Here is a 9,526-nt window from a genome sequence, read left to right as displayed (position 1 = left end):
AGGCCTTGCAGACGGAATGGGCCAATTACGCGCAATCGATAATCGATTTGCAGCGCGCAGGCGGTGATTACCGCAGCGTCGTCAAGGTCGGGCGCGGCAAACGGTTGACCGATGAGATCCGCAAGCAATTCGAAGACGTGATCGACATGGAGCAGCAGTTGCGTGCCACGCGCAATGAAGAAGTGCGAAGCGCCACAATCTGGAGCATCGCCCTTTATCTGTTGTTCGTGGCCGGTATCAGCGGATTGCTGGCCTATGTCGGCCGCCGGGATCTACTCAACCTGTCCCGCAGCTACAGCGTCAACCTCGCCGCGCAACAGGCCAGCGCCCGGCGTCTGGAACAGCAGGCCTGGTTGCGCAATGGCCAGACCGAACTGGCCGAGCAAGTCCTGGGGCAGTTATCGCTCAATCTGTTGGGCCGCAATATCCTGCAGTTCTGCGCGCAATACCTGGGCAGCGCCGTCGCGGCGATCTATGTCCGTGAGGAGCATGGCGGCCTGAAGCGCATCGCGTCTTACGGTTTCTCCCGGGAACAGGAAGCACTTGAGCAGCAGATTTACAATGGCGAAGGGATTGTCGGCCAGGTGGCGCAACAGGCGCGCCTGATTCGTCTTGATGAGGTGCCAGGGGACTACTTCAAAGTCAGCTCCGGCCTGGGCGAAGGTTTACCACGCAGTGTAGTGGCGGTGCCGACCAGCGATGACGATCGCGTCAACGGGGTGATCGAACTCGGTTTCCTGCGACCGCTGACAGATCGTGACATCGAGTTGCTCGAACTGGTTGCCGGTAACATCGGCACCTCGATCGAAGCGGCGCGCTATCGCCAGCGCTTACAGGAAGTGCTGGCCGAAACCCAGCAACTCAACGAAGAGTTGCAGGTTCAGCAAGAAGAACTCAAGAGCGCCAACGAAGAGCTGGAAGAGCAGTCGCGGGTTCTCAAGGAGTCCCAGGCTCACCTGGAAACCCAGCAGATCGAGCTGGAGCAAACCAACGAGCAACTCGCCGAACAGGCGCAGATCCTGGCCGAGCAACGCGATGCCATGGACCTGAAGAACAGCCAGCTGAATCAGGCCCAGCTTGAGCTCGAGGCCCGCGCCGAAGAATTGCAGCGTGCCAGCAAGTACAAATCCGAATTCCTTGCCAACATGTCCCACGAATTGCGCACGCCGCTGAACAGTTCGTTGATTCTGGCGAAATTGCTGGCGGAAAACCCGCAGGAAAACCTCAGCGCCGAGCAGGTCAAGTTCGCCGAGTCGATCTATTCCGCCGGCAACGACTTGCTCAACCTGATCAACGACATTCTCGACATTTCCAAGGTTGAGGCCGGCAAGCTTGAGGTGCGTCCGGAGAACACCAGCGTTGCGCGCCTGGTGGAAGGCCTGCGAGGAATGTTCGAGCCGTTGGCCGCGGACAAGAAACTGGATTTTGAAGTCGAATTGCGCGCTGACGCACCGCTGATGCTGTTCACCGATCGCCAGCGCCTGGAGCAAGTGATCAAGAACCTGTTGTCCAACGCGGTGAAGTTCACCGAAAAGGGCACAGTCAGCCTGATTGTCGCGGCTCAGCCAGGCGAGGGCATCGCCTTTATCGTCCGTGATACCGGGATCGGCATTGCGCCGGATCATCAGGACAGCATTTTTGAAGCCTTCCGTCAGGCCGACGGCACTACTAACCGTCGTTACGGCGGAACCGGCCTGGGCCTGTCGATTTCTCGTGATCTGGCCACCTTGCTGGGCGGCTCCGTCAGCCTGACCAGCACGCCGGGGCAGGGCAGTGTGTTCACCCTGGTGTTGCCGCAGCACTACATCGAACCGGGCGATACGCCTGTCGAAACGATGAAAGCTACGCCGGTGACCATGCCGCAAGCCATCGTGGTTACCGCGCCTGTGCCGCTGGTTGCCGAGGTCGAAATCGCGCGTTTCGATGATGATCGCTACGGGGCGCCGTTCGCCACTCGTTGCATCCTGGTGGTGGAAGATGAGCCGGACTTTGCGCGTATCCTCTACGATCTGGCCCATGAACTGGGTTATCAGTGCCTGGTGGCCTACGGCGCCGATGAAGGCTACGACCTGGCCAGGCAATTCATCCCCGACGCGATCCTGCTGGACATGCGCCTGCCGGATCATTCCGGGCTGACGGTGTTGCAGCGCCTGAAAGAGCAAGCCGAAACCCGGCACATTCCCGTGCATGTGATCTCGGTCGAAGACCGTGTCGAGGCCGCCATGCACATGGGCGCCATCGGTTACGCGGTCAAACCGACTACGCGACCTGAAACTGCCGGACATGCTTGGCAACGACTTGCTCAAGCGCATGTCCTGCGAGGATATCTGCTCGTTTCCACCGGTGATCGTCTATACCGGACGCAACCTGACCCGGGACGAAGAGGCCGAACTGCGCAAGTATTCGCGCTCGATCATCATCAAGGGCGCGCGTTCGCCCGAGCGGTTGCTGGATGAAGTGACACTCTTCCTGCACAAGGTCGAATCCCGGTTATCCCATGAACGCCAGACCATGCTCAAGACCGCCCGCAGCCGCGATAAGGTGTTCGAGGGGCGCAAAGTGCTGCTGGTGGACGACGATGTACGCAATATCTTCGCCCTGACCAGTGCGCTGGAGCACAAGGGCGCGGTGGTGGTGATTGGCCGTAACGGTCGTGAAGCAATTGAGCGATTAAATGAAGTCGAGGACATCGACTTGGTGCTGATGGACGTGATGATGCCGGAAATGGATGGTTTCGAAGCCACCCAGGAAATCCGCAAGGATCTGCGCTGGCGCAAGCTGCCGATCATTGCGGTGACGGCCAAGGCGATGAAGGACGATCAGGAGCGCTGCTTGCAGGCCGGCTCCAACGACTACCTGGCCAAGCCCATCGACCTGGATCGCCTGTTCTCGCTGATTCGTGTGTGGTTACCGAAGATGGAACGCCTCTAATGGAGCGCAGCGAAATCGAATTGAGGTTGCTGATCGAAGCGATCTACCTCAAATACAGCTACGATTTTCGCGATTACTCCGGCGCGTCGATCAAGCGTCGGGTCAACCATGCATTGAGCCAATTCGAGTGCAATACCATCTCGGCGCTGCAAGAGAAGGTCCTGCACGATGCGACCGCATTCATGCAGCTGCTGCAATTGCTGACGATTCCGGTCAGCGAAATGTTTCGCGACCCTTCGCACTYCCTGGCGCTGCGTCAGGAAGTGGTGCCGCTGCTCAAGACCTATCCGTCGATAAAGGTCTGGATTGCCGGTTGCAGCACCGGCGAAGAGGTCTATTCGATGGCGATCCTTCTGCGCGAAGAAGGCTTGCTGGATCGCACCATCATCTATGCCACCGACATCAACCCGCGCTCGCTGGATAAAGCCAGGCAGGGGATTTTCTCCCTGCAGAATGTTCGGGCCTACACTCACAATTATCAGCAGGCCGGTGGTCAGCGTTCGTTCGCCGATTACTACACGGCGGCTTATGACTACGCGATTTTCGACAAGAGCCTGTGCGACAACGTAACCTTCGCCGATCACAGCCTGGCCACCGATAGCGTATTCTCCGAAACTCAATTAATTTCGTGTCGTAATGTACTGATTTATTTCAACAAAAAGCTTCAGGATCGAACGTTCGGCTTGTTTCACGAATCTTTGTGTCATCGGGGCTTTCTGGCACTGGGCAGCAAGGAAACCCTGGATTTTTCGGCCTATGGCAATCAGTTTGAGCCGTTGGTCAAACAAGAAAGGATCTACCGCAAATCATGAACAGTGCAGGTATTCCTTGTGTAGAAGCTATCGTGATCGGTGCTTCGGCCGTCTGCGTGTCGAGCGGGAACGTATCCCATGCCAAGTGACATCCAGACCAAACTACTGATCGTAGACGACCTGCCGGAGAACCTGCTGGCGCTTGAGGCGTTGATCAAGCGGCAGGACCTCATCGTCTACAAGGCCTTGTCCGCCGACGAAGCCCTGTCGCTGTTGTTGCAGCACGAATTCGCGCTGGCCATTCTCGATGTGCAGATGCCCGGCATGAACGGCTTTGAGTTGGCCGAGTTGATGCGCGGCACGGAAAAAACCAAAAGCATCCCGATTGTGTTCGTCAGTGCCGCTGGCCGTGATCTCAACTACGCATTCAAGGGCTACGAAAGCGGAGCCGTGGACTTTCTGCACAAGCCGCTGGATGTTCACGCGGTCAAGAGCAAGGTCAATGTCTTCGTCGATCTGTATCGCCAGAGCAAGGCGATGAAGCAACAGGTCGAAGCCCTGGAGCAAAGTCGCCGCGAACAGGGGGCGTTGCTCGAACAGTTGCAGAACACCCAGAAAGAACTGAAGCAGGCGGTGCGCATGCGCGATGACTTCATGTCCATCGTTGCGCATGAAGTCCGTACACCGCTCAATGGCCTGATCCTCGAAACCCAGTTGCGCAAAATGCACCTGGCCCGGGATAACGCCGCGGCGTTCACCCTGGACAAAATGCACGCCATGGTCGAGCGCGACGAACGGCAGATCAAAAGCTTGATCCGCCTGATCGAAGACATGCTTGATGTGTCGCGGATCCGCACCGGCAAGCTGTCTATCCGCCCCAGTCGGTTTGACCTGGTGCAACTGGTGCACAATCTTTTGCAGAACTTCGCACCGCAGGTTGAGGCCGCAGAGTCGTCAGTCAGCTTGATCGCCGACCAGCCCGTGATGGGCGACTGGGACGAGTTTCGTATCGAACAAGTGATTTGCAATCTGCTGACTAATGCGTTGCGCTATGGTGCCAAGAGCGCGATCGACGTTCGCGTGTACAATCACCACGGGCAAGCGCGGGTTGAGGTTCAGGATCGCGGTATCGGGATCGGTGTAGAGAATCAACAGCGCATTTTTCAGCAGTTCGAGCGGGTTTCCACCAGGGCCGTGGTGGCGGGGCTGGGCCTGGGGTTGTTTATTTCGCAGCAGATTGTCGCCGCCCATGGTGGCTCCATTACCGTCGAGAGCCGGATTGGCGAAGGCGCCTTGTTTCGCGTTTGTCTGCCGCTGCAGGAAAACAGCCCGATGAACGCAACCTCTGATTGACCACATGGTCGTATCAGCAGCTATTGACCGAACAAAGGTTTTCCATGAGTGAAGATGCACAAGACGTGGTACTGATCGTTGAAGATGACCCTTCGATTTTGATGGTGCTGTCCGCTTATTTGTCGGGTGAAGGTTACCGGGTGCTGCAAGCCGAAAATGGTGAGCAGGCCTTTGAGATCCTGGCGAGCAAACCAAACCTGGACATGATGATCACCGATTTCCGCCTGCCTGGCGGGATTTCTGGCGTGCAAATCGCCGAACCAGCCGTGAAGCTGCGACCGGAACTCAAGGTGATCTTCATCAGCGGTTACCCGCAGGAAATCCGCGAGACCGACAGCCCGATCACCCGCAAGGCACCGATCCTGGCCAAGCCATTCGATCTGGATGTGTTGCAACAGATCATGCAGGACATGCTCTCCTGAAGCTGTGTCGACGGTTGTGTCGTACGGCCCCCCTGTAGGCGCTGCCGAAGGCTCGGGCCGCGTTCGGACGATCTTTTGATCTTGATTAAAGCCCTTGCTGCAACGCCGGATCATCCGGATTGAGCTGCTCGAGCTGCGCCAACAGGATCTGTACGTTCTGCAACTGTCCGCTTTCCTTCCAATAGTTGATCAACAGCACGCGCGCCTTGCGATCGGCCGGGTGGCGCTGGACGATTTCCTGCAGCTGTTTCTGCGCGGCCTCCAGCTCTTGTTCACCATGCAACGTGGTGGCCAGGTCGTAGCGGTAATCCTTATTGTCGGGTTCAAGCTCCACGGCTTTGGACAGCCCGAGCAAGGCGAACTCACTTTGCCCGTGATGCAGCAACCAGAGCCCCAACGCATGTTGCAAGTAGGCCGAATCGGGCTGGGCCTTTAACTGCTTCGCCAACAATTGCTGGGCGGCATCGCTTTGGCCCAGTCGATCCAGCACGTCAATCTGCATCACCAGTGCCGGCAAGTTGCCGGGCGCCAGTTGCAACGTGCGCTCCAATGCCTGCTGCGCGTCCTTCAGTTCGGCATTGTGCAAATGCAGGCGCGCCAGTTGGTACTGGGTGTCGGCGCTTTCCGGCTGCTGCTTGAGGACCTGCTCCCAAGCGTCAATGGCTTGCTCCAGGGGGCCGAAATACAACCCCAGCTCATCCGGAGACAGCCCCAGCAAGGCGTTGACCGCCGCAAACCGGACGCTTGGGTCGCTGTCATCGAGCAAGGGCCCGAGCAACAGACTTCGCTGTCCATTGGGCACTAAACCGCTGATGCTTTTGATCGCCGCGATGCGTACCTCCGACGATGGATGTTGCAGGTCCGCATCCGCCAGTTTCAAGGCTTGCGGGCTGGGGTAGTTGGGCAGTTCGGCATGCAGCCAGACGCGGCGCTTGTCGGACAGGTCAGGGCGGCCCAATTGCTGGTAAAGAACCCGCGCCGCCCCCGGTTGACCCATGCGTGCCTGGGTCAGCGCTTCGCTGTAGCCGCGTCGAATTGCCTCCGGCACCACGGGCGTCGTGCTGCGCAAAAAAAACCAGGCAAGGGCGAGGGCAAACAGTGCACAGAGGCTGATGAGCAGATAGCGGCGGGACTGAGGCATGCAGGAATCCGGGAGCTGACAGGCTTTTACAAGGTCACCAGCTTCGGTCAGGCCGGGCTGTGAGTCAAACCCTGGCTCAGTTCAGCACGTAGTCATCGGGCTCAAGGGCCGGTGGCAAGTCGGTTTGCCCCAACGCTGCCAGCACTTCGCGCTCCAGCGTGCGCAAAATCGCATTGCACGGCAGATCGTTCTCATCGAAGCCGAACGGGTCTTCCAGATCGTCGCCAATTTCGTCGAGGCCGAAAAAGGTGTAGCTGACAATGGCGGTAATCACCGGTGTCAGCCAGCCAAGAGATTCGGCCATGGCGAACGGCAACAGGATGCAGAACAGGTAGATGGTGCGGTGCAGCAACAGGGTGTAGGGGAAGGGCAGCGGCGTACTTTTGATGCGTTCGCAACTGGCCTGGACCTGACTGAGGCTGACCAGTCGCGTTTCCAGTTGGGTATAACGCCATTCGCTGATCTGGCCGCGTTCGGCAAGGGCCGAGCACCGGACGCCGATCCGCTGCAAGAGCGCGTCAGTGATGTTCGGATGCTCTGCGTCCACGGCATCCTGCGTCCACGGCTTGATGGCGCTCATCTCGTTTTCAACGCGCAGGCGGGCGATCAGGCCATGGGCGAACCCGCAGAGCTCACGCAGCATAAGTTCACGTTCGGCCGCCGCCATCAGCCCCTGGGTTTGACGAATCAACGATCGCACTTCGATGATCAACTGCCCCAGATGCTTGCGGCCCTCCCACCAGCGGTCGTAGCAGGCATTGTTGCGAAAACTCATGAAGATCGACAACGACAGACCCAGCAGGGTGAACGGCGTGGCGTTGACCTTGGAGAAATACGCCGGGTGCCAGATCTCCACCAGCACGATTACCGACGCCAACAGGGTCACCAACAGACTGCGCAAGGCAATGCGCTTGGCAATCGAGCCTTTAAGGGAAAACAACATGCCGAGCAGGTTCGGCTTGGGACGCACAATCATGGACAGGGGCTTTATAGAGAGAGTGATGCTTGCGCAGCGATTTCAGCCTAGGGGCATGGGGGGATCCTGTCCAATCGCTTTGGCTGACGAAGTGATCGACAGGCTCTATCGACGCAGGCGTGTCCATCGGCGAAATGGCCTACAGGTCTTGTCGACATTGAAACTCGTCGAAGCAAGGAAGCAATGACTACGCTTGCAGGAGATGACTCGATGAGCGCTCCCATGCAACCGCTGCTTCAATACTTCAAGGCGATTCTCAACCCCGGACGCGAGGTGCTGCTGTTTGCCCTGAGAACCATCGTGGCCGGGTTGCTGACGCTGTACCTGGCCTTTGTGTTCGACCTCGACCAGCCCAAGTGGTCGATCATGGCGGTGATCATTGTCAGTCAGCCATTGGGCGGCATGGCCCTGGCCCGAAGTTTCGGCCAGATCATCGGCACCACGTTGGGCGCGGCGGTCGCGGTGTTGATCATGGCCATTTTCCCCCAGGCGCCGCTGCCCTTCATCATCACCCTGGCCTTGTGGTTGGCGCTGTGTACCGCCGGCGGCACCTTGTTGCGCTACACCAGTTCCCAAGCGTTTGTCCTGAGCGGTTACACGGCGGTGGTGGTGGCACTGCTGGCGCAACCCGATCAGGAGGGTACATTCCTGCTGGCCGTCACTCGCGTGACAGAAACACTGTTGGCGGTGGCCTGCGTGTGCGTTGTCAGCCTTCTGACGGCGCGACCGGAGGCGGTGGCCAAGGGTTATTTCGCCAAGATCGATCAAGTGATCAAACTGCTCGCGACTCACGCGGCAGCGGTGATTCGAACCGAGGAAAGCGAGGCCGATTTCCACAAGCGGCAAATGCAACTGTTGGGCGAGATCAGCGCCCTTGAAGGGCTGCGTCGACATTTGTACTTCGATGCACCACGGTTGCGCAGTGCCAATAGCCTGGTGCAGTTGCTTGGCAATCAACTGGTGCTGCTGACTTCGCGGCTGACGGCTTTGCGTCACCAGCGGCAATTACTCACCGAACGTTGGGAGGGCGCGTTGCCGGAAGAAATACAGCGGTTGCGCAGCGAGGAACTGGCATTCCTTGATGAGTTGGCCGTGCAAGGTCGCTCATTGTCGATTGAGGCGCGGCATCATTTTTTGACGCTGCAACAGCGTTTCGATGACCAGGCCTACAAGGCCGAACAACTCACCGAGACGATGCCTGCCACGCTGCGTTCATTGGCCTGGGCACTGCGCTGGGAGCAGGCACGGATGTTGGAGCAACTGGGGCAGATTCTGGAACTGAGCGACGCGATCCAGGAAGGACGGGAAGCCAGTTGCGTGTTCCGCGGCCAGGACAACCCGTTGCATCTGGACTTCACGTTGGCAGCAATGAACGCAATCCGGGCATTTACCGCGTTACTGGTGGCGGGGCTGATCTGGATCGAGACTGCTTGGGATGGGGCCCGTGGCGGGATGATTGTAGTGGGGATTCTCTGTTCGCTGATGGCGACTTTTCCGCGACCGTTGCTGGCCAGTCAAAGCTTTGCCAGGGGGCTGGGTCTGGCCTTGGTGGTGTCGGCGTTCTATCTGTTCATGCTGATGCCGATGATCAGTGACTTCGAGTTGCTCGCCTTGTTGTTTGCGCCATTGCTGTACGCGGTCGCGGTGGGGCTGGCCAGTCCGCCAACCACTGGCACAGGCATTGGTCTTGGACTGACGACCATGCTGTTGCTGGGGCCGCAAAACGCAGGAATCGGCCAAAACAATGCCATTCAGTGGTTCGAGTTTGCCGGTGCGTATATCTGCGCGGCCGTGATGGCGCTCAGCGTGTATGCCTTGATCTTCCCGTTCAGGCCCGATTTACGAATGCGCCGCCTGTTCAATGAAAGCTGCGAGCAGGTCTACGCTTTGTTGAAGACGCCGGCCACCGATGAACAGCAATTTGCGTTTGAAAGCCGTATGGTCGATCGCC

Annotated in this window: 6 protein-coding genes and 1 pseudogene; 5 read left to right on the top strand and 2 right to left on the bottom strand. The window is 58.4% G+C overall.

Translation table 11 applies throughout. The features are described from left to right. From AC1DLB_RS16285 to AC1DLB_RS16270, 4 genes and pseudogenes are all read left to right on the top strand, one after another. A pseudogene (locus tag AC1DLB_RS16285) lies at positions 1-2,931 on the top strand (response regulator); the annotation flags it as partial. Further along, positions 2,931-3,743: a CheR family methyltransferase gene (locus AC1DLB_RS16280; protein WP_477785278.1), complete on the top strand. Its 813-nt coding sequence runs from the start codon at positions 2,931-2,933 to the stop codon at positions 3,741-3,743. The pseudogene AC1DLB_RS16285 and the gene AC1DLB_RS16280, both read left to right, overlap by 1 nt. A gap of 78 nt (positions 3,744-3,821) precedes the next feature. After that, positions 3,822-5,036: a hybrid sensor histidine kinase/response regulator gene (locus tag AC1DLB_RS16275; protein ID WP_138867608.1), complete on the top strand. Its 1,215-nt coding sequence runs from the start codon at positions 3,822-3,824 to the stop codon at positions 5,034-5,036. Positions 5,037-5,080: 44 nt separating this feature from the next. Continuing rightward, the gene (locus AC1DLB_RS16270) at positions 5,081-5,458 is read left to right on the top strand and encodes a response regulator (protein ID WP_018926027.1); all 378 of its coding nucleotides are present in this window, start codon (positions 5,081-5,083) and stop codon (positions 5,456-5,458) included. A gap of 85 nt (positions 5,459-5,543) precedes the next feature. Here the strand turns inward: AC1DLB_RS16270 and AC1DLB_RS16265 are convergent, their stop codons facing one another. Both AC1DLB_RS16265 and AC1DLB_RS16260 read right to left on the bottom strand, forming a co-directional pair. Next, positions 5,544-6,599: a tetratricopeptide repeat protein gene (locus AC1DLB_RS16265; protein WP_477743049.1), complete on the bottom strand. Its 1,056-nt coding sequence runs from the start codon at positions 6,597-6,599 to the stop codon at positions 5,544-5,546. Positions 6,600-6,675: 76 nt separating this feature from the next. Further along, positions 6,676-7,575 carry a bestrophin family protein gene (locus AC1DLB_RS16260; protein WP_477743050.1) on the bottom strand — a complete coding sequence of 300 codons (900 nt, stop codon included), beginning with the start codon at positions 7,573-7,575 and terminating at the stop codon, positions 6,676-6,678. A gap of 210 nt (positions 7,576-7,785) precedes the next feature. Between AC1DLB_RS16260 and AC1DLB_RS16255 the strand changes: the two genes are divergently transcribed. Then, the coding region (locus AC1DLB_RS16255; RefSeq protein WP_477785277.1) for an FUSC family protein at positions 7,786-9,526 on the top strand (1,741 nt) is incomplete at its 3' end.

This window comes from Pseudomonas sp. 05N434 (assembly GCF_056396965.1).
The sequence above is the reverse complement of the archived record's forward strand: the minus strand, read 5'-3'. Positions and strand labels throughout refer to the sequence as shown.

What these genes read in the sequence shown, in the direction of transcription:
- AC1DLB_RS16275 (WP_138867608.1), top strand. Translation starts at nt 3,822, where the DNA reads ATGCCAAGTGACATCCAGACCAAACTACTGATCGTAGACGACCTGCCG.
- AC1DLB_RS16270 (WP_018926027.1), top strand. Translation starts at nt 5,081, where the DNA reads ATGAGTGAAGATGCACAAGACGTGGTACTGATCGTTGAAGATGACCCT.
- AC1DLB_RS16265 (WP_477743049.1), bottom strand. Translation starts at nt 6,599, where the DNA reads ATGCCTCAGTCCCGCCGCTATCTGCTCATCAGCCTCTGTGCACTGTTT.
- AC1DLB_RS16260 (WP_477743050.1), bottom strand. Translation starts at nt 7,575, where the DNA reads ATGATTGTGCGTCCCAAGCCGAACCTGCTCGGCATGTTGTTTTCCCTT.